Annotated in this window: 19 protein-coding genes, 4 tRNA genes and 1 other RNA gene; 4 read left to right on the top strand and 20 right to left on the bottom strand. The window is 58.6% G+C overall.

Annotated elements, in window-relative coordinates; genetic code table 11:
• Positions 1 to 27: 27 nt before the first annotated feature.
• Positions 28 to 2,580 carry a class I adenylate cyclase gene (locus QOL81_RS19605; RefSeq protein WP_019452546.1) on the bottom strand — a complete coding sequence of 851 codons (2,553 nt, stop codon included), beginning with the start codon at positions 2,578 to 2,580 and terminating at the stop codon, positions 28 to 30.
• A 316-nt stretch (positions 2,581 to 2,896) separates the two neighbouring features.
• On the opposite strand from QOL81_RS19605, the gene hemC reads away from it, so the two are divergent.
• Genes hemC through hemY form a run of 4 tightly spaced genes read left to right on the top strand, consistent with a single transcriptional unit; the run spans position 2,897 to position 6,922 of the window.
• Positions 2,897 to 3,838, top strand: a complete 942-nt coding sequence (hemC, locus tag QOL81_RS19600; RefSeq protein ID WP_038874089.1) for a hydroxymethylbilane synthase — start codon at positions 2,897 to 2,899, stop codon at positions 3,836 to 3,838.
• Positions 3,835 to 4,575: a uroporphyrinogen-III synthase gene (hemD, locus tag QOL81_RS19595; protein WP_049200055.1), complete on the top strand. Its 741-nt coding sequence runs from the start codon at positions 3,835 to 3,837 to the stop codon at positions 4,573 to 4,575. Before hemC ends, hemD begins: the two co-directional genes overlap by 4 nt.
• Before the next feature lie 22 nt (positions 4,576 to 4,597).
• Positions 4,598 to 5,722 (top strand): uroporphyrinogen-III C-methyltransferase, encoded by a 1,125-nt coding sequence (gene hemX / locus QOL81_RS19590; RefSeq protein ID WP_169317946.1) that lies wholly within the window; start codon positions 4,598 to 4,600, stop codon positions 5,720 to 5,722.
• 3 nt (positions 5,723 to 5,725) lie between these two features.
• Positions 5,726 to 6,922 (top strand): protoheme IX biogenesis protein HemY, encoded by a 1,197-nt coding sequence (gene hemY, locus QOL81_RS19585; RefSeq protein ID WP_019452550.1) that lies wholly within the window; start codon positions 5,726 to 5,728, stop codon positions 6,920 to 6,922.
• 703 nt (positions 6,923 to 7,625) lie between these two features.
• On the opposite strand, the gene QOL81_RS19580 is transcribed toward hemY, so the two are convergent.
• From QOL81_RS19580 to rho, 19 genes are all read right to left on the bottom strand, one after another.
• A non-coding RNA gene (locus tag QOL81_RS19580) (RtT sRNA) lies at positions 7,626 to 7,755 on the bottom strand.
• A gap of 34 nt (positions 7,756 to 7,789) precedes the next feature.
• Positions 7,790 to 7,866 (bottom strand) — tRNA-Pro (locus QOL81_RS19575).
• 74 nt (positions 7,867 to 7,940) lie between these two features.
• Positions 7,941 to 8,027, bottom strand: a tRNA-Leu gene (locus tag QOL81_RS19570).
• A gap of 41 nt (positions 8,028 to 8,068) precedes the next feature.
• Positions 8,069 to 8,144, bottom strand: a tRNA-His gene (locus QOL81_RS19565).
• Positions 8,145 to 8,207: 63 nt separating this feature from the next.
• Positions 8,208 to 8,284: transfer RNA gene (locus QOL81_RS19560), tRNA-Arg, on the bottom strand.
• A gap of 135 nt (positions 8,285 to 8,419) precedes the next feature.
• Positions 8,420 to 9,823 (bottom strand): bifunctional threonine/serine APC transporter ThrP, encoded by a 1,404-nt coding sequence (gene thrP / locus QOL81_RS19555; RefSeq protein WP_038874078.1) that lies wholly within the window; start codon positions 9,821 to 9,823, stop codon positions 8,420 to 8,422.
• A 365-nt stretch (positions 9,824 to 10,188) separates the two neighbouring features.
• On the bottom strand, positions 10,189 to 10,929 hold the full coding sequence (gene wecG / locus QOL81_RS19550; protein WP_060424217.1) for a lipopolysaccharide N-acetylmannosaminouronosyltransferase: 741 nt from the start codon (positions 10,927 to 10,929) through the stop codon (positions 10,189 to 10,191).
• 14 nt (positions 10,930 to 10,943) lie between these two features.
• Positions 10,944 to 12,311, bottom strand: a complete 1,368-nt coding sequence (gene wzyE / locus QOL81_RS19545; RefSeq protein ID WP_070915643.1) for an ECA oligosaccharide polymerase — start codon at positions 12,309 to 12,311, stop codon at positions 10,944 to 10,946.
• A complete protein-coding gene (locus QOL81_RS19540) occupies positions 12,308 to 13,393 on the bottom strand; it encodes a TDP-N-acetylfucosamine:lipid II N-acetylfucosaminyltransferase (RefSeq protein ID WP_070915641.1) in 1,086 nt (361 codons plus the stop codon). The genes wzyE and QOL81_RS19540 overlap by 4 nt, the downstream gene beginning before the upstream one ends.
• On the bottom strand, positions 13,390 to 14,640 hold the full coding sequence (gene wzxE, locus QOL81_RS19535; RefSeq protein ID WP_049198179.1) for a lipid III flippase WzxE: 1,251 nt from the start codon (positions 14,638 to 14,640) through the stop codon (positions 13,390 to 13,392). The genes QOL81_RS19540 and wzxE overlap by 4 nt, the downstream gene beginning before the upstream one ends.
• 1 nt (position 14,641) lies before the next feature.
• Entirely contained in the window at positions 14,642 to 15,772 is a 1,131-nt protein-coding gene (gene rffA / locus QOL81_RS19530; RefSeq protein WP_060424222.1) for a dTDP-4-amino-4,6-dideoxygalactose transaminase, read from the bottom strand.
• Positions 15,759 to 16,490, bottom strand: a complete 732-nt coding sequence (gene rffC / locus QOL81_RS19525) for a dTDP-4-amino-4,6-dideoxy-D-galactose acyltransferase (protein ID WP_060424224.1) — start codon at positions 16,488 to 16,490, stop codon at positions 15,759 to 15,761. The genes rffA and rffC overlap by 14 nt, the downstream gene beginning before the upstream one ends.
• A complete protein-coding gene (rfbA, locus tag QOL81_RS19520) occupies positions 16,468 to 17,349 on the bottom strand; it encodes a glucose-1-phosphate thymidylyltransferase RfbA (RefSeq protein ID WP_060424226.1) in 882 nt (293 codons plus the stop codon). The genes rffC and rfbA overlap by 23 nt, the downstream gene beginning before the upstream one ends.
• Before the next feature lie 48 nt (positions 17,350 to 17,397).
• Positions 17,398 to 18,471 (bottom strand): dTDP-glucose 4,6-dehydratase, encoded by a 1,074-nt coding sequence (gene rffG, locus QOL81_RS19515; protein ID WP_172906339.1) that lies wholly within the window; start codon positions 18,469 to 18,471, stop codon positions 17,398 to 17,400.
• Positions 18,462 to 19,724, bottom strand: a complete 1,263-nt coding sequence (gene wecC, locus QOL81_RS19510) for a UDP-N-acetyl-D-mannosamine dehydrogenase (RefSeq protein WP_060424229.1) — start codon at positions 19,722 to 19,724, stop codon at positions 18,462 to 18,464. The genes rffG and wecC overlap by 10 nt, the downstream gene beginning before the upstream one ends.
• Positions 19,721 to 20,851, bottom strand: a complete 1,131-nt coding sequence (gene wecB / locus QOL81_RS19505; protein WP_060424231.1) for a non-hydrolyzing UDP-N-acetylglucosamine 2-epimerase — start codon at positions 20,849 to 20,851, stop codon at positions 19,721 to 19,723. The genes wecC and wecB overlap by 4 nt, the downstream gene beginning before the upstream one ends.
• Positions 20,852 to 20,936: 85 nt before the next feature.
• Complete coding sequence (gene wzzE, locus QOL81_RS19500) at positions 20,937 to 21,989, bottom strand: ECA polysaccharide chain length modulation protein (protein WP_029988858.1); 1,053 nt, start codon at positions 21,987 to 21,989, stop codon at positions 20,937 to 20,939.
• Between the two features lie 20 nt (positions 21,990 to 22,009).
• Positions 22,010 to 23,107: a UDP-N-acetylglucosamine--undecaprenyl-phosphate N-acetylglucosaminephosphotransferase gene (gene wecA, locus QOL81_RS19495; protein ID WP_004934192.1), complete on the bottom strand. Its 1,098-nt coding sequence runs from the start codon at positions 23,105 to 23,107 to the stop codon at positions 22,010 to 22,012.
• Positions 23,108 to 23,403: 296 nt separating this feature from the next.
• The gene (gene rho, locus QOL81_RS19490) at positions 23,404 to 24,663 is read right to left on the bottom strand and encodes a transcription termination factor Rho (protein WP_004934188.1); all 1,260 of its coding nucleotides are present in this window, start codon (positions 24,661 to 24,663) and stop codon (positions 23,404 to 23,406) included.
• Positions 24,664 to 24,945 lie beyond the last annotated feature (282 nt).

Raw genomic sequence — 24,945 nt, 5'->3', positions numbered from 1 at the left:
GGGCTCGGCAACCGAGCCCTTGCGGCGTCAATGCAGCTGGAACTGCTGTTTGAGCGGCTGTGCGGCGCCATCGGCCACCGTCACGCACAGGCTGGACAGCACGTTGCTGCGGAACGGGATCACCTGCGTGCGCCCGTCGAGCTGCACGATCTGATAGAACTGCGGCAGGTTGAAGTTGATGAAGCTGGAGCCGTAGGTAAAGCGATCGTGCGATGAAGAGTAGAAGCGGCTGACGTCGCGCACCAGCTCCTCTTTACTGCCCTCGCAGTGGTGATACACCTCCACCCGATTCGACTCGTCCAGAATATAGATGTTGAAGCCCTTGTCGTCCGAGGTGTCTTCGAAGAAGAACTGGATGATCCCCTCGCTGGCGAAGCCATCCACCACCGGCGGCAGATGCACCTGATCGGTTTCCACCTTGATAGACAGGCCGTGCAGCTTGTTGTTGGAGATCGCACCGTAAAATTCCACCGCGTTCTCCAGCTTTTGCACCGACACGCTCAGGCGCTCGAAGAACAGCCCCCAGGTCTGCCCGGCGACGCGTACCGCCTTGAAGCGGCCAGGCTCCAGGCGGGTGCTGGACAGGCGCAGCTCAATGCACTCCGACACCAACTGCTGGATGCGGGTGCGGATCAGGCCACGCAGGTGCTGGCTGTAGCAGAACACTTCCACCGACTCCGGCGGCGCGGCGTCCTGGTGCATTTTGCCGAGAATGGTTTTCAGCGCTTCCAGCACCGACTGTTCGCCGCTGAAATGCAGGGTGCGCACTTCGTTCCAGGAGTTGCGGTACAGCAGATCGATGCTGCCGACCAGGCACTGCTGCTGCTGGCCGAAGCTGAACACGTCCAGCTTGCGGAAATCGAAGTGCACCACCTGGTTGCGGAAGGCGGCGGTCGGATCGTTTTCCAGATTGACGATGATTGCCAGATGGCGAATTTCGCACGGGCTGTACAGCGCTTTCGGCGTCGGCGCCGGCAGGCGCAGCGGGAAGTGATGAGAAACGTCGGCCACCAGTTCCTGCAGCTTGGCGGTGTCGCACAGGTTGCCGCTCTTGATGTGCAGGCGGGTCTGCGGAGTCAGCAGGCCGTTGAAATAGGCCCAGGCCACCAGCTTGTTCAGGTAGCGGTTATATTCCAGCGGCTGATGGCTGACGATCGAATCCATGGCCGGCGCCTGATTATACAGGTACCAGCCGGTGCGGTTGGCGCGGCCAACCGGCACGTGAATAAAGGTTAAATCGTTTTCCGACAGGTCCGGCGAAATCTGCGGGTTCACCAGCGTCACCTTGCCGGGCAGCGCCTCGAACGCCGCGTACAGTTTGCGGGTCAGCACGCCGATATCCTGCGGGCTGGCGCTGACGCTGAGGTTGTTGCGGCGGGCGAAACGGATCAGGTTGCGGTAGCTCTGCATCATCGCGTCGAGCAACTCGTTATGCGCTTCACGCACCCGTTCGATTTTCCAGTTGGCGCGGTTGTCCAGCATCGCCAGACGCTCTTCGCTCCAGCCCCACTCGCTGACCAGCTGGCTGAGGATCTCGCGCCGCCAGCCGACGCAGGCCTTGGCCAGCGACAGCTTTTCACACACTTTCAGGTAGAAACAGCGGCGGGCCAGATCGAGGCGGGTGGTGTCGTTGATGTCGGTCAGGTAGCGGGTCACGCGCTCGAGCATCATGCAATAGGCATCGAGCCCGAAGCTGACGATCTCCCCCTGATGCAGGCGGTGTTTGATGTCCGTCGCCAGCAGCTGGGTATTGGGGTATTCCCAGGAATAGGCTTCCAGCAGCAGGGTCTTCAGCACCGCCTTGTAAGGCGAATCGATGCTCTTGTACAGCTGCCACAGGCTGGCGCCGAAGTACTCTTCCGCCGACAGCGAACTCAGGCCGCCGAGATCCAGCCACTCGTTCGGCGTCAGCGCGCCCTGCGCGTACAGCGACAGCACGTATTCATCGTAGTGCGCTTCTTCTTCGCCCGGCACCATGTTCCACAGGATGCGTTTGCCGGCCAGGCGCACCGCGGTGCGGTAGAATTCGTCGAGCAACAGGATATGCTGCGTCGAGCCGCAGTCTTCGCCGCCCAGGCTGCCGCTTTCATTATGGCGGAAGCGGTTTTCGTCGATCAGGAAGAAGCTGACTTCCACCCCCATCGAGGCGGCCCACTTCTCAAGCAGGCTGCATTTTTGCTGCAGGCGGGTGCGTTCTTCGTTGTCCAGCCAGGACTGGTGGCAGACCCAGATGTCGAGATCCGAGCTGCAGCTTTGGCCGATAGACGAGGTGCTGCCCATCGAGTAGACGCCGGTGATCGGCAGCTCGCCGCTGGCCGGTTTGTCAAACGGGCTGCCCCATTTGTCTTCTAAATCGTTCAGGTAATCTTGTTGAGTTTCATCAGGCGTGTAGAGGCAAATGCCGTGGGGAACGTTACCGTTCAGGTAACCCGGCATCAGCGGGTGGTGGTGGTGCAGTAAGGTGGGCAGCAGACTGTATACCCGTTGAAACGCGGGCTTCATAGCCGCCAGGGCGCGATCGACGCGTAGCTGATTGATCGCATCCAGTCTCTGCTTCAATGTCTCGATGTAGAGGTACAAGACGTCTCGCCTGATTATCCCGGTGTTTAGAAAAAAACCCGTATTCCATAAGCGCCGTTAGTGTAAGAAGAATATTTGGCGACTTATTGCTGGAAACGTGATCAATTTAACACCTTGCTGATTGACCGTAAAGGAGGTAACGCTTCACAATTATTGTAGCGGTTCCCTAAACGATTTACCCGCAGTGTTAACTGCCCCAAAGCACATCACACGTCCCTTTGATTCCGTTGTCCTTTTTCCGCCTCCGGCTTCTTGCACTGACAGTATTGGCTCTCAGTGGTAGGATGGATGGCGAAATATAAAAACGGTAACAAGCATGTTAGACAAAATTATTCGAATTGCCACCCGACAAAGCCCACTTGCACTTTGGCAAGCACATTATGTGCAGCAACGTTTGATGGCCTGCCATCCCGGCCTGCAGGTCGAGTTGGTGCCGATGGTCACGCGCGGCGACGTTATTCTGGATACGCCGCTGGCGAAAGTCGGCGGTAAAGGCCTGTTTGTTAAAGAACTCGAGCTGGCGCTGCTGGAAGGCCGCGCCGACATCGCCGTGCACTCGATGAAAGACGTGCCGGTCGATTTCCCTGCCGGCCTGGGTTTGACCACCATTTGCGAACGCGAAGATCCGCGCGACGCTTTTGTTTCTAACCGTTTCGCCTCGCTCGATCAGCTGCCGCAGGGCAGCGTGGTCGGCACTTCCAGCCTGCGCCGCCAGTGCCAACTGCGTGAACGCCGCCCGGATCTGATCGTGCGCGACCTGCGCGGCAACGTCGGCACTCGCCTGGCCAAGCTGGACAACGGCGATTACGACGCGATTATTCTGGCGGTGGCCGGCCTGAAACGCCTGGGGCTGGAGCAACGCATCCGCAGCCCGCTGAGCGCCGAAGAGTGCCTGCCGGCGGTCGGCCAGGGTGCGGTCGGCATTGAATGCCGCCTCGACGACAGCGTCACCCGCGCGCTGCTGGTGCCGCTGAACCATGCGGCCACCGAAACCCGCGTACGCGCCGAACGGGCGATGAACACCCGTCTGGAAGGCGGCTGCCAGGTGCCGATCGGCAGCTATGCCGAACTGGATGGCGACAGCCTGTGGCTGCGTGCCCTGGTCGGTGCGCCGGACGGCAGCCAGATGGTGCGCGGCGAACGCCGCGGCCCGGCCGCCGAGGCCGAACGGATGGGCGTTGAGCTGGCGGAAGAGCTGCTGGCGCGCGGCGCACGCGAGATCCTGCGCGAAGTTTACCAGGGAAATCCGCCGGCATGACGATCCTGGTAACCCGTCCATCGCCTTCGGGCGAGCAGTTAGTGAGCCGGCTGCGCGCACTCGGCCGGGTTGCCTATCATGCACCGCTGATCGACTTCGCCCCCGGCGGCGATCTGCCGCAGCTGCCGCAGGCGTTGCAGCAGCTTAGCGCCGGCGATCTGGTGTTCGTGCTGTCGCAGCATTCGGTGAACTATGCCGATTCGGTCATCGGCCGCGCCGGGCTGAGCTGGCCTGCGCACCTGACTTATTACGCCATCGGCCGCACCACCGGGCTGGCGCTGCACCGCATCAGCAGTTTGCCGGTGGAATACCCGCGTGAACGCGAGATCAGCGAAACGCTGCTGCTGCTGCCGGCGCTGCAAAAGCTGGCGGGCAAACGCGCGCTGATTTTGCGCGGCAACGGCGGCCGCGAGCTGCTGGGCACGACGCTGAGCGAGCGCGGCGCCGACGTCAGCTATTATGAATGCTATCAACGCAGCCCGGTGCACTACGACGGCAGCGAGCAAAGCGCCCACTGGCAGCGCGCCGGTGTGGATACGCTGGTGGTGACCAGCGGTGAAATGTTACAACAGCTCTATACTTTAGTTCCTGATTACTATCGTTCTTCATGGCTGCTGCGTTGCCGCCTGGTAGTAGTGAGCGAACGCCTGGCTACCCTCGCCCGGGACTTGGGCTGGCGTACGATTCGGGTAGCTGACAACGCCGATAATGACGCGCTGATCCGCGCGCTACAATAATCTGACTATGGGATGTGCCACTATGACGGAACAAAATACCCCATCCGCCCCGGTTGAAGAGCCAACCACCGCGGTTGAGAGCTCCCAGCAGCCAGCCGCTGCCAGCCGCAAAGGAAAGAACACCGGCCCGGTGCTCGGCGCGATCGCTATCGTGCTGGTCATCTCCCTCGGTGCGGGCGGCTATTACCACACGCACAAGCAGGCGCAACAGCTGATCGCCGCCAATCAGGCGCTGCAGCAGCAGCTTGAAGGCGTGAAGCAGAGCCAACAGCAGGAAAGAAATGCGCTGGAGGGCCTGTTGCAGCAGCAGGGTAAAACCCTGGACGCCGCCGACCGCGAGCAGGCGAATCTGGCGCGCCAATTGAGCGAACTGCAGGAAAAAGTTGCGACCATCTCCGGCAGCGACGCCAAAACCTGGCTGCTGGCGCAGGCCGATTTCCTGGTGAAAATGGCCGGCCGCAAGCTGTGGAGCGATCAGGACGTCACCAGCGCCGCCGCGCTGCTGAAAAGCGCCGACGCCAGCCTGGCGGACATGAACGATCCGAGCCTGCTCGACGTGCGCCGCGCCATTACCGAAGACATCAGCACGCTTTCTACGCTGACCCAGGTCGATTACGACGGCATCATCCTCAAGGTCAATCAGCTGTCCAATCAGGTGGATAACCTGCGTCTGGCGGATAACGACACCGACGAAGCGCCGATGGATCAAAACAGCAGCGAACTCTCCAGCTCGATCGGCGAGTGGCGGCAGAACCTGGCCAAGAGCTGGCGCAATTTCATGGCCGACTTCATCACCATCCGTCGCCGCGACACCAGCGCCGAGCCGCTGCTGGCACCGAACCAAGACATCTACCTGCGCGAAAACATCCGTTCGCGCCTGCTGGTGGCCGCACAGGCCATCCCGCGCCACCAGAACGAGACCTACAAGCAATCGCTGGAAACCGTCTCCACCTGGGTGCGCGCCTATTTCGACACCACCGATCCGGCGACCAAGGCCTTCCTGGAAGAGCTGGACAGCCTGAGCCAACAGTCGATCTCGATGGACGTGCCGGATCAGCTGAAAAGCCAGCCGCTGCTGGAAAAAGTGATGCAGACCCGGGTGCGCAACCTGATGACCCAGTCCCCTGCCGCTCACCAGGAGGGTTAAGCCATGTTACGCGTGCTATTTCTGTTCCTGGTGGTGATCGCCAGCGTGGTGCTCGGGCCGATGCTGGCCGGGCATCAGGGCTATGTGCTGATCCAGACCGACAATTACAATATTGAAACCAGCGTCACCGGCCTGGTGATTATGCTGGTGCTGCTGTTCGTGGTGCTGCTGGCGATCGAGTGGATCTTGCGCCGCATCTTCCGTACCGGCGCCCGCACGCGCGGTTGGTTTATCGGCCGCAAGCGCACCCGCGCGCGCCAGCAAACCAAAGCCGCGCTGATCAAGCTGGCGGAAGGCGACTACAAGCAGGTCGAGAAGCTGATGACGCGCAACGCCGACCACGCCGAACAGCCGGTCGTGAACTACCTGCTGGCCGCCGAGGCCGCACAGCAACGCGGCGACGACTTCCGTACCAATCAGTATCTGGAGCGCGCCGCCGAAGCGGCCGACACCGATCAGCTGCCGGTGGACATCACCCGGGTTCGTATCCAGCTGGCGCAGGGCGAGAACCACGCCGCGCGCCACGGCGTCGATCGCCTGCTGAACCAGGCACCGCGTCATCCGGAAGTGCTGCGTCTGGCGGAACAAGCCTATCTGCGCACTGGCGCCTACGCGTCGCTGCTGGAAGTGCTGCCGTCGATGCGTAAAATCGAACTCCACAGCGAGGAGCAGCTGCAGGCATTGCAGCAACAGGCGTACATCGGGCTGATGAATCAGGCGATGGCGGACGAAGGCAGCGAAGGCCTGAAGCGCTGGTGGAAAGATCAGAGCCGCAAGACGCGTCACGAAGTGCCGCTGCAAATCGCGATGGTGGAACACCTTATCGAATGCAACGACCACGAACTGGCGCAGGAGATTGTGCTCGACAGCCTGAAGCGCCAATACGACGAGCGCCTGGTGCTGTTGCTGCCGCGGCTGAAATCCGGCAACCCCGAGCAGTTGGAAAGAGCGCTGCGTCAGCAGATGAAACAACACGGCGCGACGCCGCTGCTGAACAGCACGCTGGGGCAGCTGTTGATGAAGCACGGCGAGTGGCAGCAAGCGGCCGACGCCTTCCGTGAAGCGCTGAAACAGCGCCCGGATGCCTACGACTATGCCTGGTTGGCCGATACGCTGGAGAAACTGCATCGTTCGGATGAAGCGGCGCAGATGCGGCGTGAGGGACTGATGTTAACGCTGAAACAGAACGGCGGCGAATAACGCCCTGCCTGAGAGAGAAAAGCGCGGCCCCGATGCCGCGCTTTTTTTTGCCCAATGGCTTTCTGAAACGCAAAAAAAACACTTGCCGCAGGGCAAGTGTATAAAGAAGCAATCAGGTCTAGGACAACAGGGGCGGTGCCTCACTCAACGTTCTGCCCTGAGCGTGATGACGGGTTAGTCATCGTTCTCGTGGGCGATAGGCACCCTAAATCGGCTCTGCGTCATTCCCAGGGTTTATGAGGCCTAAGGCGAACATAAGAGGTGGAATGAGCATCTACGCAATAGATATAGCATTTGGCGTGCCAACTTTTAAATTTAGGCTCTCAAATAGAAAAATATACATCAATATATTGAAATTATTGGATTTTTATTTAACCCTTCCTTTCCCGTCACAAATCACTCTCTGGTGTTCCTTGCCGGCGGCCTTTATCAGGTTGTCGCCTCGAAACGACGACTTAAGTCAAAGCTATATTTACCCTTTAAAATCAATGAATTATTTGTCTCAACCTGACGACAGCGCAGGATGGTATTGTCGCTGAAAACCAACACGTTTGCAGGCCGACACCAGATGCTCCCCCAGGAAGGCAAAAAGCCCGTGCGGTGCTGCACGGGCTTGTCGATGTTCCCTTCATCATGCTGAGAAGAACTTGCTTTCATAAACGACAGACGTAAAAAAACCGACTTGCGTCGGTTTCTTTGAGAGTGGTCGGCGAAAGAGGATTACGCCCATCTTTGATGCGCGCCCTGCGGGCCGTTGCTGAAGCAACGTTGTCTCGCTTCGCGAGGCTCGACCCCCCTGCGGAGGTGCTCATCCTCATAAACGACAGACGAAAAAAAACCTGCTTTAAAAAGCAGGTTTTTCGAATGTGGTCGGCGAGAGAGGATTCGAACCTCCGACCCACTGGTCCCAAACCAGTTGCGCTACCAAGCTGCGCTACTCGCCGATTTGTGTTGCTCATACTACCCGATTTATCAGACCGTTGTCCATATAAATCTTATATTTATCAGATATTTTGCGTGGTGCGAAGAGAGGGACTTGAACCCTCACGTCCGTAAGAACACTAACACCTGAAGCTAGCGCGTCTACCAATTCCGCCACCTTCGCACTGTCACAAAATACTGCTAAATCTTCACTTCGTTAGGAAGTGGGGTGGCTAATGGGACTCGAACCCACGACAACTGGAATCACAATCCAGGGCTCTACCAACTGAGCTATAGCCACCATTACTACTTCTTCTTACTCACGCGGTAATATTACCACCGCAGCTCCTGCGCACAAACTTAATGGCGCGCCCGACAGGATTCGAACCTGAGACCTCTGCCTCCGGAGGGCAGCGCTCTATCCAGCTGAGCTACGGGCGCGTAGCGCCGTTGCGGGAGGGGATACTACGGATTTACGCCAATTCTGTCTAGTGCTTTTTCGCAGAAATGTTGCGTTTGATTACGCTTTGCTCACTCCCGCGCACAAAAGCGCACTCCGTAGCCCCTTTTCACCGTTTATTGGCGCGTTTCTACCCGATTTTCAGCCGGATGATGTTTCTTGTGCATGCCGAAAGCGAAGTAGCACAGGCTGACGCCGGCTAAGAAAATCGCCCCGACCAGCAGGGAAATCCGCGTATCCGGGTTGATTCCCATGCCGACCAGCACGCAAATCAGAAAAGCGATGGTCAGATAGTTCACATACGGGAACATGATCGACTTAAAGCTGTGATTTTTGATCGCTTCCTTATGGGCGCGGCGGAAATAAAGCTGGCTTATCAGCACCACGAACCACGGCACCATGCCCGGCAGCACGCTCGCGCTGTAGACATAGACGAACACCTGCTCCGGATTCGGGATGATGTAGTTCAGCGCGGAACCCACCAACAGGCAGCCGATGGTGACGGCGATGCAGTTCACCGGCACGCCGCTGGCGGAAAGCTTGGTCAGCGCCGCCGGCAGCTGGCGGTTCTTGGCCAGGGCGTACAGCATGCGGCCGCCGCTGTACATGCCGCTGTTGCAGCCGGAGAGCGCGGCGGTCAACACCACGAAGTTGATGATGCCGGCGGCGGCGACGATACCGATCTTGGCGAAGGTCAGCACGAACGGGCTTCCGGTGGTGCCGATGCCGTTCCACGGGAAGATGGTGACGATGACGAAGATTGCGCCGACATAGAAGATCAGGATGCGCCACAGGATATTGTTGATCGCGCGTTTCAGCGTCACCTGCGGGTTCTTGGCTTCCCCGGCGGTGATGCCCACCAGCTCAACCCCCTGATAGGACGCCACCACGATGCACAGCGCAAACAGGAAGCCTTTCCAGCCGCCGGCAAAGAAACCGCCGTGCGCCGTCAAATTGGCGAAACCGATAGGTTCACCGCCGTTGCCGAAGCCGAAGAAGATCACCCCTAGCCCCACCAGAATCATCACGATGATGGTGGTGACTTTGATCATGGCGAACCAGAACTCCAGCTCCCCATACAGGCGCACCGCCGCCAGGTTGGCCAGCGCCACCATCGCCACGGCGATCAGCGCCGGCACCCACTGCGGTATTTCCGGGAACCAGAACTGCACATACACCCCGATGGCGGTGATCTCGGAAATGCCGACGGCAATCCACATAAACCAGTAGCCCCAGGCGGTCAGGTAACCGAAATAGGGATTCATGTACTTATGCGCGTAAACGGCAAACGAGCCCGCGACCGGCTCGAGGAACAGCATTTCTCCCATCGAACGCATAATGAAGAATACGAACAGCCCGGCGATGATGTAAGCCAGCAGCACCGACGGCCCCGCCCACTTCAGCGTACTGGCCGACCCCATAAACAGGCCGACACCGATGGTGCCCCCCAGAGCGATAAGCTCGATATGCCGGGCCTCAAGGCCCCGGTGTAGCCCTTGCGGTTTCTCTTTGTGTGCCATAAATCCTCAATAATTTTTCTCGGGTTGTGTTTGCCTGCCGGCCGCTGCCGGTCGTTATTGTCATTATTAAAAGAATAAATCATCCCCTGCCGATCGGGTTGGCATCAACGGGTAGTCGGAGCGAAGTTACCGTGAGAGGGACATCGTTCAGCGCTGTCGCATCAGGCTTCAGCAGCCAGGGATAATTTCCGGGCGGTATCGTTTCGCATTTCGCCGCTATAAGCAAACCGCAATTTAAAACTTTATGGAATAAATGCAGCGACGTTTAGGGCCGGGGGTTATAGATATGCGGGAGAAACGTGCAAAAGCAGATTATTGGTACAGCAGACCGGAGCGGAACAGCACTTTCCGCCCCGGATGAGGGATTACATCTTGCCGCTGTAGTAGTAGCCGACAAACTTCAGCAGCTTCAACTGTCGGCCGATGCGGCTGGGCTGGCTGAGCAGGCGGTAGAGCCATTCCAGACCGAGGTTCTGCCACACCTTGGGCGCACGCTTCACATGGCCGGTAAAGACGTCGTAGGTGCCGCCCACGCCCATGTACAGCGCCTGCGGATGCACCTTGCGACAGTCACGCATCAGAATTTCCTGCTTCGGCGATCCCATCGCCACCGTCACGATAGCGGCGCCACTGGCGCGAATACGCTCGAACAGCGCCTCTCGCTGATCCGGTTTGAAATAGCCGTCCTGGCTGCCCACCAGGTTGACATTCCACTGGCTGCGCAGCTTTTGCTCGGTTTCCGCCAAGACCTCGGGCTTGCCGCCGACCAGGAAGACCGGCGTGCCTTCACGGCCGGCGCGCTGCATCAAGGCTTCCCACAGATCGGCACCCGCCACGCGCGAAACGTCCGCCGCCGGGTATTTGCGGCGAATCGAACGCACCATGCTGATGCCGTCGGCGTACTTGTACTCCGCCTCATCCAGCAACGCATGCAGCGCCGGGTCCTCTTCCGCCTTCAGGATCTTTTCCGCGTTCATGGCTACCAGCGTGCCCTGTTTTACCCGGCCGCCGTCGAACAAAAAGTCCATGCAGTGCGCCATATCGCGAAAGCCCCACAGGCTGAAACCGCGCAGCTCATACTGCGGCACCGAAATCTTTGCTTCCATCGTTCTCATTACCCTTACAAAAGACCGTTCGCCCGGGGCGGAGACGCCAGCGCGCGGGTGCGCGTCACTCTGGCCTTGATCAGCCCGGCTGTATCGAACAGCCAATACAGCAACTTCGCCAGCACCAAACAGGCGCCGAAAATAATGCAGAAGAACACCACGCGCGACACGAATGAATCCACCCCTTCGCGCGCCAACACGATGATGTTGAACACCGCGCCGAAGCAGAACCCCTGCAGAATGGCCGCCTTATAGCGGTTCGGCTCAGTTTTGCCCAACTCATACAACCAGTCGAACCACTTGATGATCATGCCCACCAGAATCGCGCCGAGCGGGATAAACAGCGCGCCGCCCATCACCACCAGCGAACCGATCAGCGTCGGCGAAATCGCCAGCCCGGAGTGATTGTTCAGCACTTCCCAGGTGAAATAGTTGGCCGAGTTCAGCACCACGTCCGGCCGGCCCGGCCATAGCCAGGTTGGAATAAAGACGTAGAAATCACGCACGATCGGCGCCAGGCCCTGGAAATCGATCTTGTCGTAATTTTGCAGCAGCAGCGCCAGGTTTTCCCACGGCGAGAAGGTATCGCGGGTCAGGTAGAGGAAGGTATAGAACGCTTCCGCGCCGCTGACGTCCAGGCTGTAGCGCTTCAACGCCAGCCAGAACATGCCGACTACGCCGAATATGCCCGCCGCCGCCAGCATCCACAGCGTGATCCAGCCGCGCACGATGCCGATAAACAGGAACAGCGCGAAGGCGATGATGATGTTGGCGCGGGTGCCGCCGACGATCACGTAGGTCAGAATACCGAACGCCACCGTCGCCACCAGGAACAAGAACCAGGCGCGCAGATCCTGCCGCAGGAAATAGACCACCAGCATCGCCGGAATGAAGAAGTAGAAGAACCGCTTGAGCGCTACGCCGGACACGTCGCTGGAGAAAATCTGGCTGTAGGAATTGAGCTTGAACAGCAGGAAGCCGTTCTGCATGAAGAAGATCCCAACGGTACCGATCGCCACCAATGCCAGCAGCACCCAGGTCATATGAGTCTCTACCCGGTTCATGGTAAACAGCGCCGTACGCGACTCTGTGCGGCGCTTGCGCAGCCGGGTCTTGTAGGTGACGTAATAGATGGCGTAAAACGCCGTCGCCGACAGCAGGGCGTACAGCAGAAACTCCACCGGCACCACCTCGACGTCAAACTGGAACACCAGCAGGCAGGTCAAAGGAAAACCGAAATAGAACGTCAGCAAATACAGCAGCGAAAAGAAGACGTTGAAGTTAAAGCGCACGCGCCGAAACTCCTGGTAGGTCAGCGTCAGAATAAACGTCAGGCTGACCAGATAGACGACAAACAGGCCGCCGAATTGCGCCAACGTCATGAGTGCTCTCCCGCCGCCAACGCCAGGGCTTGCTGCCAGCCGTCGACATAGTTCGGATTGAAGAAGGCGATCGCCTGTTTATCCACCGCCGCCAGCTGACGCTGCGCTTCGCGCACCACCGCCTCGTCCAGCGAATCGCCGTAGAACAGCACCGGCAGATGCTGTTCCGCCAAATCCTGCCAGAACGGGTTTTGCCGGCTGAGCACGAAAGGCACGCCGAACTGAATCAGCAGGCACAGGGTGCCAATCCCCTGCTGGCGATTGAAAATGAAATAGCCCAGATCGCAGGCGCGTAAAATATTGAGGTAGTCCTCAAACGCCACCTGCTGCGTGAGCAGCTGCAGGTTTTTCTCGCCGAACAGCGGCAACCCGGCGGCGCGCACCTGCTCGATGTAGGCATCGTTGTTGGCCGGATAACCCATCGGCAGGATCACGCGCACGTCGGCGCCGAACTGCTGATGAATCGCCTGCAGCGCTTCGATATGCCGATTGCTGCGATCGCCGGAGTTGCCCACCAGAACCGTCATCGGCCCGGCCAGGTTTTTCTCGACGTGAACGTCGGTCAGCGCCGGATCCATGCGGGTCGGGAAGTACAGCAGCGAGGCCGGCACCCGCGCATGGCGCTGCTGGTAGTGAATCACGTCGCCGCGAGTAGCAAACACGTTCCCTACTCGCCCCTGCGCAATGCGGCGCAGCAGATAGAACAGCCGGAATTTCCAGCTGGTGGCGTCTTCATACAGATCGGCGCCCCAAATATGCCAACTGACCTGACGCGCCTTGATCTTGCCGCTCAGCAGCGCCAACCACAGCCCCGGATTGAACTGGCCGTGCAGGAAGAAGCGCGTATCGCGATCGGCCTGGGCACGGGCGATGACCGCCGCCGCCAGGCTTTTCTTGTCTGCGTAGGGCTCAATGTTCAGGGCGGGGAAATCACCCAGTGCCGCCACATCCTTGGCCGCCACCATAAAATGCCGCGTCTGCTCAGCCGGCAAACGCGGCGCCAGCACGTCGTTGAAGAAGCGCAGCACCGTCTGGTTATGATGCGGGATATCGGATCCCAGAACGTGAATCAGTGTGGTCATACTCGTCTACGATAAATAAGGAACACGCAGCTACAGAGCGCGAAATACACGATGTAGGTTGCCATATAGGCCTGAGCCGCCCCCAACGCGCCGTGCAGCGGGATCAGCCAGTGCGAGAACAGCGTCAGCAGCAGAAACTGGCTGACTTCCGTCAGGATATAGAAGCGCAGCGACGCTTTGGCGATCACCAGATAGCCGAACACATAGGCCCCGACTTTCAGCACGTCGCCCACCAGCTGCCAGGCAAACAGATCGCGCATGGCGACAAACTTGTCCGAGAACAGCAGCCAAATAGCGAAATCGCGCAGCACCCAAACCGTAAAGCTCGCCGCCGCTACCGCCGGCAGCACGAATTTCAGCGAACGCACGATCTCCCGTGAGATGGCGCCCTTGTCCGTCAGCCGCGACAGCGTCGGCAGCAAATAGACGGTAAACGAAGCGGTGATAAACTGCAGATAGGCATCGGAAATGCTGCTGACGCCCTGCCAAATCCCCACCTCATCCCAGCCGTAATGGGCGGCCAACAGGTTACGCATCATCACGTAGGCCACCGGCAGCGTCACCGACGTGATCAACGCCATGAGGGTGAATTTGCCGAGATTGCCGGCCACGAGTTTGTCCCAACGCGGCGCCAGATAGCGCAGCGGCAGCGTTTTGCGCCGCCACAGCATCAGCCCGGCAGGCAACACCACCAACGCCGGCACCAGCGCCAGCCCCGCCAACGCGCCTTCATAGCCACCCAGCGTGAAGCACAGGTAATAAGCCACCACGCCAATCAGGCTGCCGCCGATCACCGCCAGCGCATTGCCCATCGCGTCGCGGTAGCCTTTCAGCACCGCCATGAACAGGTTGGCGTAGGCGATGCCCATCTGAATGAAGGCGACGGCACGCACCACATCGACGTAATCGGCATGCCCGAACAGCCCGATGCTGATCGGTTCGGCGGCGAACAGAAACACCAGCGCCAGCAAGGTCGAAAAACCCAGCACGATGCTCGACGCGGTGCCTACCGCCAGACGCAGACGCTGCGGATCCTGGTGGTACTCCGCCACGTATTTGGTGATGCCGTTAAAAATACCCGCGCCGGACAGCACGCCCAGCACGGTAATCAACTGGCGGAAGTTACCCGCCTGCCCCACCCCGCTGGGGCCAAACGCCACCGCCAGCAGCTTCACCACCAACAACCCCACGCCGATTTTGATCAGCGTGGAGCCGGCAGTCCATATCGATGCTTTTGCCAGCGACATATCAGGCAAAGAAGCTCAGGATGGTATTGATTACCGTACGCTGATTGACATCGGACATATTGTAGAACAGCGGCAAGCGCACCAGGCGCGCGCTTTCCTGCGAGGTATAACGGTCTTCGCCGGCAAAGCGACCAAAACGTTCGCCGGCCGGGCAGTCATGCAGCGGGATATAGTGGAACACCGCCATGATCTCGGCTTCCTTCAGGTAGTCGATAAAGGCCGTGCGATCGTCGATATCCCGCAGCTTGATATAGAACATGTGCGCATTGTGCTTGCAGTCCGCCGGTATGCTCGGCAGCTCGATGCGCCCGGCCTTCGCCAACGGCAGGAAACTGTCGTAGTACTTCTGCCACAGCGTCAGGCGGCGCTGGTTGATGCGTTCCGCCACTTCCAGCTGGCCCCACAGGTAGGCGGCCTGCAGGTCAGACATCAGATAGCTGGAGCCGATGTCGCGCCAGGTATATTTGTCGACCTGACCACGGAAGAACTGGCTGCGGTTGGTGCCTTTCTCGCGGATGACTTCCGCCCGATCGACCAGAGCCGGATCGTTCACCAGCGTCGCACCACCTTCGCCGCCGGCGGTATAGTTTTTGGTTTCATGGAAGCTGAAGCAGCCGATATGACCGATGGTGCCCAATGCCTTACCTTTGTAGGTCGACATCACGCCCTGCGCGGCGTCTTCCACCACGAACAGGTTATATTTCTTCGCCAGCGCCATGATGGTATCCATCTCGCAGGCAACGCCGGCATAGTGCACTGGCACAATCGCGCGGGTTTTATCGGTGATCGCCGCTTCGATTTTGGTTTCGTCGATGTTCATGGTATCCGGACGCAGGTCGACGAACACCACTTTAGCCCCGCGCAGCACAAAGGCGTTGGCGGTGGAAACAAAGGTAAAGCTCGGCATGATCACTTCGTCACCCGGCTGAATATCCAGCAGGATGGCGGCCATTTCCAACGACGCGGTGCAGGAAGGCGTCAGCAACACTTTCGCGCTGCCGAAACGCTGTTCCATCCACTGCTGGCTGCGACGGGTAAAGCCGCCGTCGCCGCATAGCTTGCCGCTGCCCATGGCAGCCTGCATATATTCCAGTTCAGTGCCAACAACCGGTGGAGCGTTAAATGGAATCATGTCTACCTCTGTATAACCAGTACGCGGTGCTTTCAATCACGGCACCCTGTCGTTGATAGAGTCGTAATGCGGCGATATTGCTTATCTGGGTTGCGACCCGCAGGCGCTGCATACCTTGACGCCGACATTCGGCGATCGCCGCCGTCATCAGCCGAGTGCCAATGCCCCGACCGGATACGCCGGGGAAAGCCGCCAGCAGGCCGATGCGCATTTCCTGGCCGCCAATGTCACGCAGGCTGACGAAGCCTTCAGGTTGCCCCTGGTTGTCCAGAGCCAACAGGCACTGATGATCGAACGTGCCTAAAACGGCCTTTTCAATCCACAAAGCATAAAACCGGCCGCTGTCATCAGGTTGATACCAAGGTGCGCGAAAGCGGCTGACGGTGAACGCCTGAGCCGCCGCGGCACGCAATGCCGGGATATCGGACTCGGTTGCCAGACGGGAAGTCTGGGCTCCGTCGCCGAGTTCCGCCGCTCGTTCACGCTCAAGAGCCAGGACCAGATCGACCTCACCCTCAACCAGACGAAATCCCAAGCCGGCGAGGCCATCCGCCAATGCCAGTTGCTGCGCAGGAATTTTGGCCTGCACCAGGGCATAAGCCGCCAAGTCGGCTTCGGCAAGCGCCGGAGCCGAGGAGGAGAAGCTGAGTTTCGCGCTGTCCAGCGCGAAAAACTCGCTTTCCCACGCCAAAGGCTCAATAGTGGCGTGGACGCACATGCAGCAGATCCAACAAATACTTGCCGTAGCCCGTTTTGGCCAATGAGGTGGCGGCGCGTTTCAGCCCCTTGTCATCCAGCCAGCCGTTACGCCAGGCGATCTCTTCCAGGCAGGCGATTTTAAAGCCCTGACGCTTTTCTACTGTCTGCACGAAGCTGCTGGCTTCCAGCAGGCTGTCGTGAGTCCCGGTGTCCAACCAGGCGAAACCACGCCCCAACAGCTCTACGGTCAGTTCACCGCGCTCCAGATACATCTGGTTGATGCTGGTGATTTCCAGCTCGCCGCGCTCGGAAGGCTTCACCTGCTTAGCAAACTCCACCACCTGGCTATCGTAGAAGTACAGGCCGGTCACCGCCCAATCGGATTTCGGTTTCTTCGGCTTTTCTTCGATCGACAGCGCACGGAAGTTGTCATCAAATTCCACGACACCAAAGCGTTCAGGATCCATCACCTGATAACCAAACACGGTGGCACCTTCGGCGCGGGCCGCGACGGTTTTTAATTTCGGGCTGAAAGATTGGCCGAAGAAGATGTTATCTCCCAACACCAGGCAGCAAGAATCACCGTTGATAAACTCTTCGCCGATCAGAAACGCCTGCGCCAAACCTTCCGGCTTAGGCTGCGCAGCGTAGCTGAGATTGACGCCGAACTGCTCGCCGTTACCCAACAAACGCTCGAAGGAAGGCAAGTCCTCCGGGGTCGAGATAATCAAAACATCGCGGATCCCCGCCAGCATCAGCACCGACAACGGATAATAGATCATCGGCTTGTCGTAGATCGGCAGCAGTTGCTTGGACACACCACGAGTAATCGGATGCAGACGCGTGCCGGAACCGCCGGCCAGAATAATACCTTTCATACTTACTCCAAAACCCGCCGCACCGTCGCAAAGCGACGCGGCGTTAAATTAATCTGATAGCCCCAAACGCTCGCCGGCATAAGAACCGTCTTGCACTCGGCGCCACCAGGTTTCATTAGTCAAATACCAGGCTACCGTCTTGCGAATGCCGCTTTCGAAGGTTTCCTGCGGCCGCCAGCCCAGCTCACGATCAATTTTGCCGGCGTCGATAGCGTAACGCATATCGTGGCCCGGGCGATCCTTCACGTAAGTGATCAGATCGCGGTAGTTCGCCACGCCCTGCGGCTTGTTCGGTGCCAGTTCTTCCAGCAAATCGCAAATGGTCTGCACCACTTCGATATTCTTGCGCTCGTTATGGCCACCGATATTGTAAGTTTCGCCTACCACGCCTTCGGTCACGACCTGATAGAGCGCGCGCGCGTGATCCTCGACATACAGCCAGTCGCGCACCTGCGCGCCGTTGCCGTAGACCGGCAGCGGTTTGCCTGCTACCGCATTCAGGATCACCAGCGGGATCAGCTTCTCCGGGAAGTGATAAGGGCCGTAGTTGTTCGAGCAGTTGGTCACGAGGGTCGGCAGACCGTAGGTGCGCAGCCAGGCGCGCACCAGATGATCGCTCGACGCCTTGGAGGCTGAATAGGGGCTGCTCGGCGCATACGGTGTGGTTTCGGTGAACAGATCGTCGGTGCCGTGCAGGTCGCCGTACACTTCGTCGGTGGAAATATGATGGAAGCGGAAGGCCAGTTTCTTCTCCGCCGCCAGCGGCTGCCAGTAGTGGCGCGCCGCTTCCAGCATAGTGTAAGTGCCAACCACGTTGGTCTCGATAAACGCCGCCGGGCCGTCGATAGAGCGATCGACGTGGCTTTCCGCCGCCAGGTGCATCACTACGTCCGGCTGATAGTGGGCAAATACCCGATCCAGCTCGGCGCGATCGCAGATGTCGACCTGCTCGAAAGCATAGCGATCGCTCTCAGCCACCACCGCCAAAGACTCGAGGTTACCGGCATAGGTCAGCTTATCCACCACCACCACGCTATCGCCGGTGGCCTCGATGATGTGCCGCACGACTGCGGAGCCAATAAAACCGGCACCACCGGTGACTAAAATACGTTTCAACGCCATACTCCTTTGGTATCAATTACCCATGTTTGTTTTACATCTTCCGGCCGGATGGCCTTGAACTGCTGGTGATCGACCAACATCACGATCACATCAGCCTGCTGCAACGCCTCAGCGATTGGCATCAACGTCACATGGCCCGCCAGCGACTTCGGCAGCTGTTCGACGTTCGGTTCCACCGCCAGCGTTTCGCCGACGTGCCATTCGGCAATCAGATGTGCGACCTCGACCGCCGGGCTTTCACGCAGATCGTCGATATTCGGCTTGAAGGCCAGGCCGAAGCAGGCAATTTTGACCTCGGACGCGCGCTTGTCGGTGGCGGCCAGGCAATCGGCCACCGCCGCTTTCACCCGGTCGACCACCCACAGCGGTTTACCGTCGTTCACCAGGCGAGCGGTGTGGATCAGGCGCGCCTGCTGCGGGTTCTGCGCCACGATAAACCACGGATCGACGGCGATGCAGTGACCGCCGACGCCCGGCCCCGGCTGCAGAATATTCACCCGCGGATGGCGGTTCGCCAGGCGGATCAGTTCCCAGACGTTGATCCCCTGTTCGGCGCAGATCAACGACAATTCGTTGGCAAAGGCGATATTCACGTCGCGGAAGCTGTTTTCCGTCAGCTTGCACATCTCGGCAGTGCGCGAGTTGGTGATCACGCATTCGCCCTCGAGGAAAATCTTGTACAGCGCGCTGGCACGTTCCGAGCACTTCGGCGTCATGCCACCGATCACGCGGTCGTTTTGAATCAGTTCCACCATGACCTGCCCCGGCAGCACGCGCTCCGGGCAGTAGGCGATATTCACGTCCGCCGCTTCGCCCGCTTGTTGCGGAAAGCTGAGATCGCTGCGCGCCAGCGCCAGCCATTCCGCCATCTGTTCGGTGGCACCCACCGGCGAGGTGGACTCAAGGATCACCAGATCGCCCTTTTTCAGCACCGGCGCCAGCGATTTCGCCGCCGCTTCGACATAGGCCAGATCCGGCTCGTGATCGCCCTTGAACGGCGTAGGCACCGCGATCAGGAACGCATCGGCCGCCAGCGGTTTGGTCACCGCCTGCAGGAAACCACCGTCGACGGCGTCCTTGACCACTTTGTCCAGATCCGGCTCGACGATGTGGATCGCACCGCGGTTAATGGTATCTACTGCATGTTGGTTAACATCTACACCCACCACTTTTTTCTTGCGGGAAGCGAACGCCGCCGCCGTTGGCAAGCCGATATAACCCAGGCCGATAACCGAAATAGTGTCAAAACTCATAGTGTCACCTGATGATTCTTTAAAGCTTCGAGGATACGCTGGCAGGCATGCCCGTCACCGTATGGGTTGTGCGCCCGACTCATCGCGTGATATTCGCTTTCGTCCGTCAACAGCCGGGTCACCGCTTCAACAATTTTGGCTACATCGGTACCGACCAGGCGTACCGTGCCCGCATCTATCGCTTCCGGGCGTTCGGTGGTGTCGCGCATCACCAGCACCGGTTTGCCTAACGATGGCGCCTCTTCCTGAATACCGCCGGAATCGGTCAGGATCATATAGGCCTGAGTCATCAAATAGACAAACGGCAGATAATCCTGCGGCTCGATCAGCATGACGTTGTCGATGCCTTTCAAGATGCGATTCACCGGCTCACTGACGTTCGGATTGAGATGCACCGGATACACTACCTGCACTTCCGGGTGGTTGCGGGCAATCTCCGCCAGCGCGCTGCAAATTCGCTCAAAGCCGCCGCCAAAACTTTCGCGGCGATGGCCGGTGACCAGAATCAGTTTCTTGTCGGCGTCGAGGAACGGGTAACGCTGCGCCAGGCCAGCCTGCAGCGCGGCATCGCTCATCACGCGGTCGCGCACCCAGAATAACGCATCAATCACCGTATTGCCGGTCACGAAAATACGGTTGTCCGGCAGCAGCTCGCGCAGCAGATTCTGGCGCGAGTTTTCGGTTGGCGCAAAATGGTACATCGCCAGATGGCCGGTCAGTTTGCGGTTGGCCTCTTCCGGCCAGGGAGAATACAGATTGCCGGTGCGCAGCCCGGCTTCGACATGCCCGACGGGGATGCGTTGATAGAACGCCGCCAGGCTGGTCGCCAGCGTGGTGGTGGTATCGCCATGCACCAGCACCACGTCCGGTTTGAAGTCTTCCAGCACCCCTTTCAGCCCTTCCAGGATACGGCAGGTGATTTCCGTCAGCCCCTGACCGGGTTTCATGATGTTCAGGTCGTAATCCGGCGTAATCTCAAACAACCGCAATACCTGATCCAACATCTCACGATGCTGTGCCGTTACGCAGACTCTTGCGTCAAAGGCCTCATCCTGGGCCAGTGCATGTACCAGCGGCGCCATTTTAATGGCTTCCGGCCTGGTGCCGAAAACAGTCAACACTTTCACAGCGAATCTCTTTTGGTCGGTTAATCGCAGGCCCCGCCTGCGAATGGGGCGCTCACGCGCCCTGCATCAGATTATTATATTATTTTTAACTACGCGGCCGACGCGCCAAGGCAACACCCGCGCCAACCAAAGCGCCCATCGCACCCCACAGAATCAGCCAGAAGACCCGGCGTGGGCTGTCGCGTTTTACCGGCTCTTCCGGCGTACGCAAATAGCGATAGGTCTGGAACTTCTCATCCAACGTTGGGCCAACGTTCAGCGTCGCCAGCATCGCGCGGTTCTGATCGTAATCCAGGTCATAGGTCGGGCCGGAAGCCTGCAGGCCTTCCAGACGCGCCTGCAGCATTGGCCGGCCCAGCAGGAACAGATCCGAATCCGGCAGTTGCTCGGCCGGGGTGTCGGTTTGCGTGCGGCTTATCCCCTGGCTCTCGGCGATTTTCAGCGCCTGCTGCGTGGTGTTCAGCTCACGCTTGTAAACCGACTCCGCCACCGCTTCCTGACGTTTGACCTGCGCCTTCATCGAGGTGGTGCGGGCGGCCCACGCCCCCTGGATCTCTTCGTTCAGGTGCAGGGCTGCGCGGTGGCTGGCGAAGGCCACGTATTGACGCAGCAGGCGGTTGGCGTCGGCGGCGGTTTCCGCCGTCAGCTTCACGCCGTCGTTCGGCACTTTCTTGTCGTCGCGCGGCGTGAACAGGATGTTGTTGATCAGTTCGTCGAGCAACGCCGCATCGGCGCGGGCATCCCCTTCCTGACGCTGCTTGTAGTAATCGCTCTGCAGCCAGAAATCGCGACGCGTATCGTAAGCCGCCAGCTGCATGATGAACTCATTGTACGCTTCATCCGCGATGCTCGGCTGATCGCCGGCCGTCGCCGGCAGCGTGCGCACGTCCAGATTACGCAGGAACTGCTGCTGCGAGTAGTAACCGCCCAGCGCATTCACCGTCGGTCTGTCGGTGATGGCGGTCGCGCTCCACTCTTGCTTAACCAGATAAGAGACGATCAGCGCGACCGCCGCGAACAGCACCGCAATGCCGATAATCCACGGTTTGCCGCGCCACAGGGTGCAGCACAGGCCGCGGATATCGAGTTCGTTATCCACCGCCGGGGTATGCTTGTCAGACGTTGTTTCTGGATTCATCACAGCCAAAAAGCCTCTGGTTAAGATACTTGCTTGTTATCGCTCGAACGCCGCAGGCGACGCTTGATGCGCTTAATGTACCGCGCAACCCGCCAGGCGCGCTTGATGCAGTAACCGTACAGGAAGAAAGCAAGCAAGAATAATGCCAACATAACCCACTCTGGGATAAAAGTCAGACGTTCGCCGATCACACCAACCGCCGCCAGCAATGCGGCCGCCAGGGTGATCAACACGAAAGCCTGCCGCGGCGTAAAGCCGGCGCGCATGATCAGGTGGTGAATATGTTGACGATCGGGAGAGAAGGGGCTCATCCCCTTGCGTAAACGACGATACATGATTGCTATCATGTCCATCAGCGGAATAGCGATGATCCACAGCGCGGTCACCGGGTTAATCGAGTGTGCCTTTCCCTGCGAGCTTTGCAGCAGCAGCCAAATGGCGGTAAAGCCGATCAGGGTACTGCCGGCGTCCCCCATGAACACCTTATAACGGCGGCCAAGGATGCCGAGGTTGAGCAAAATATAGGGAACGATGGTGGCAATCATCGCAAAGCACCAGAACGCCAGCTCATGATGGCCGCTCAGGTACAGCAACAGGCCCAGCGCGCCGAAGGAGACGCACGACAAGCCCCCCAGCAGGCCATCGATGCCGTCGACCATGTTGAAGGCGTTGATCGCCGCCCATACCGCGAACAGCGTCACCAGATAGCCGAACGGCCCCAGCAGCATCTCCCAGTCGCCCAGCACATGGCCGAAGCTGCGCAGATAGAGGCCCGCGAACACCATCATGGCGATGCCGACCAACGCCTGCACCAGGGCGCGGATTTTAACGCTGATGTCGAAACGATCGTCGAGCGCGCCCACAAACACCAGAATGCCGGCGCAGGTAAGATAAAGCTTGGCGTGCGCGATAGGTTGTTCAGAAATCCAAAACGCGAAGCACAGCCCGGCATAAACGGAAATACCGCCGACCAGCGGAATCAGCCCCTGATGGCGTTTGCGATAATTGGGTTTATCTACCAGACCAATACGTTTTGCCGCCTTGCGGGCAACAAAGAGAAAAGCCAAAGAAAACAGGAAAACAAATAGAATTTCAGTACTCATAGTGAGTAAGTTCACAGTTAACAGATCTCTGTAGAAGATAAGGCAGCTTACCACGGGCAATAGCTTGTGCCATCGGCCCCCGCCACCTTTCGGTCATTTCCTATGACAACGGTGATTCATGCCTATTTTCTTCGCTTCGGCTGACAAAACGACAGCAGCAAAGCCGACCGGCGAGAAACCGACCGACAAACAAGATGAATTCTCAATAAGTCGAGGAAACAACTTACTTTTCCATTACTGCTACTTATCGTATCCGCCAAAAGCGAAAAACGCCACGACTAGGCGTGGCGTTCAGCGAATTTTTTAACGAATTATGAGCGTTTCATCATATCGAAGAATTCATCGTTGGTTTTAGTCATCGCCAACTTATTAATGAGGAACTCCATCGCGTCAATCTCACCCATCGGATGGATGATTTTGCGCAGGATCCACATTTTTTGCAGCTCTTCGGAGGTGGTGAGCAGCTCTTCTTTACGGGTACCGGAGCGGTTGTAATCGATCGCAGGGAATACGCGTTTCTCGGCGATTTTACGCGCCAGGTGCAATTCCATGTTACCGGTACCTTTAAATTCTTCGTAGATCACTTCGTCCATCTTCGAACCGGTATCAACCAGCGCGGTCGCGATGATGGTCAGGCTGCCGCCCTCTTCCACGTTACGTGCCGCACCGAAGAAGCGTTTCGGACGATGCAGGGCGTTGGCATCCACACCACCGGTCAGCACCTTGCCTGAGGCCGGTACCACGGTGTTGTAGGCACGCGCCAGACGGGTGATGGAGTCGAGCAGAATGATCACGTCTTTCTTGTGTTCAACCAGGCGCTTGGCCTTCTCGATCACCATTTCGGCCACTTGCACGTGACGCGAAGCCGGTTCGTCGAAGGTCGATGCGATCACTTCGCCTTTCACCAGACGCTGCATCTCGGTCACTTCTTCCGGACGTTCGTCGATCAGCAGCACCATCAGCACGCAGTCAGGGTGGTTGTAGGCGATGCTCTGCGCAATGTTCTGCAGCAGCATGGTTTTACCGGCTTTCGGCGGTGCCACGATCAGGCCACGCTGGCCGCGGCCAATCGGCGCCGCCAGATCCAGTACGCGCGCCGTCAGGTCTTCGGTCGAACCGTTGCCGCGCTCCATCCGCAGACGGGAATTGGCGTGCAGCGGGGTCAAGTTCTCGAACAGGATCTTGCTGCGGGCGTTTTCCGGCTTGTCGTAGTTGACTTCGTTGACTTTCAACAGGGCAAAATAGCGCTCGCCTTCTTTTGGCGGACGAATCTTACCGGAAATGGTGTCACCTGTGCGGAGGTTGAAGCGGCGGATTTGGCTAGGGGATACATAGATGTCGTCGGGACCGGCGAGGTAGGAACTGTCTCCAGAGCGGAGGAAACCGAATCCATCCTGCAATATCTCGAGCACGCCGTCGCCGAAGATATCTTCTCCGCTTTTCGCATGTTGCTTCAGAATGGAGAAGATAATGTCCTGCTTGCGCATGCGGGCAAGGTTTTCCAGCCCCATATTTTCGCCGAGAGTAATCAGCTCAGAAACCGGCGTATTCTTTAATTCGGTAAGATTCATAGTGGTGGGTTCTTAAACTCGGGGTATGTCTCGAACTTGTATCGTGAATGGTATGGCAGCGAGATGCGTGCCTGTTTACTGGACGTTCGATCACCGGGCGCAGAGCCGTCGCGGTAAGAAATGGCTTACATCGGGCGCACGCATTGACGGTTGAAGATCGAAGGTACCTTAAAAATGATTTTTGCAAAACCGTTTGATTGCCAAAACACGGGCTGAGTTCAGTTTACTTTCAACGCCAGTGGTTCGACACAGAGTATAGCTTTAGATTCAAACTCTTTAGAT

The organism is Serratia sp. CC22-02, assembly GCF_900182895.1.
Taxonomy (GTDB): Bacteria; Pseudomonadota; Gammaproteobacteria; order Enterobacterales; family Enterobacteriaceae; genus Serratia; species Serratia nevei.
Note: the sequence above shows the minus strand (reverse complement) of the source record. Positions and strands in the feature narration are given on the sequence as shown.

Excerpts from the sequence above, each read along its gene's own strand:
- hemC (WP_038874089.1), top strand. The coding sequence starts at position 2,897 with ATGTTAGACAAAATTATTCGAATTGCCACCCGACAAAGCCCACTTGCA.
- hemD (WP_049200055.1), top strand. The coding sequence starts at position 3,835 with ATGACGATCCTGGTAACCCGTCCATCGCCTTCGGGCGAGCAGTTAGTG.
- hemX (WP_169317946.1), top strand. The coding sequence starts at position 4,598 with ATGACGGAACAAAATACCCCATCCGCCCCGGTTGAAGAGCCAACCACC.
- hemY (WP_019452550.1), top strand. The coding sequence starts at position 5,726 with ATGTTACGCGTGCTATTTCTGTTCCTGGTGGTGATCGCCAGCGTGGTG.
- thrP (WP_038874078.1), bottom strand. The coding sequence starts at position 9,823 with ATGGCACACAAAGAGAAACCGCAAGGGCTACACCGGGGCCTTGAGGCC.
- wecG (WP_060424217.1), bottom strand. The coding sequence starts at position 10,929 with ATGGAAGCAAAGATTTCGGTGCCGCAGTATGAGCTGCGCGGTTTCAGC.
- wzyE (WP_070915643.1), bottom strand. The coding sequence starts at position 12,311 with ATGACGTTGGCGCAATTCGGCGGCCTGTTTGTCGTCTATCTGGTCAGC.
- QOL81_RS19540 (WP_070915641.1), bottom strand. The coding sequence starts at position 13,393 with ATGACCACACTGATTCACGTTCTGGGATCCGATATCCCGCATCATAAC.
- wzxE (WP_049198179.1), bottom strand. The coding sequence starts at position 14,640 with ATGTCGCTGGCAAAAGCATCGATATGGACTGCCGGCTCCACGCTGATC.
- rffA (WP_060424222.1), bottom strand. The coding sequence starts at position 15,772 with ATGATTCCATTTAACGCTCCACCGGTTGTTGGCACTGAACTGGAATAT.
- rffC (WP_060424224.1), bottom strand. The coding sequence starts at position 16,490 with ATGTGCGTCCACGCCACTATTGAGCCTTTGGCGTGGGAAAGCGAGTTT.
- rfbA (WP_060424226.1), bottom strand. The coding sequence starts at position 17,349 with ATGAAAGGTATTATTCTGGCCGGCGGTTCCGGCACGCGTCTGCATCCG.
- rffG (WP_172906339.1), bottom strand. The coding sequence starts at position 18,471 with ATGGCGTTGAAACGTATTTTAGTCACCGGTGGTGCCGGTTTTATTGGC.
- wecC (WP_060424229.1), bottom strand. The coding sequence starts at position 19,724 with ATGAGTTTTGACACTATTTCGGTTATCGGCCTGGGTTATATCGGCTTG.
- wzzE (WP_029988858.1), bottom strand. The coding sequence starts at position 21,989 with ATGAATCCAGAAACAACGTCTGACAAGCATACCCCGGCGGTGGATAAC.
- rho (WP_004934188.1), bottom strand. The coding sequence starts at position 24,663 with ATGAATCTTACCGAATTAAAGAATACGCCGGTTTCTGAGCTGATTACT.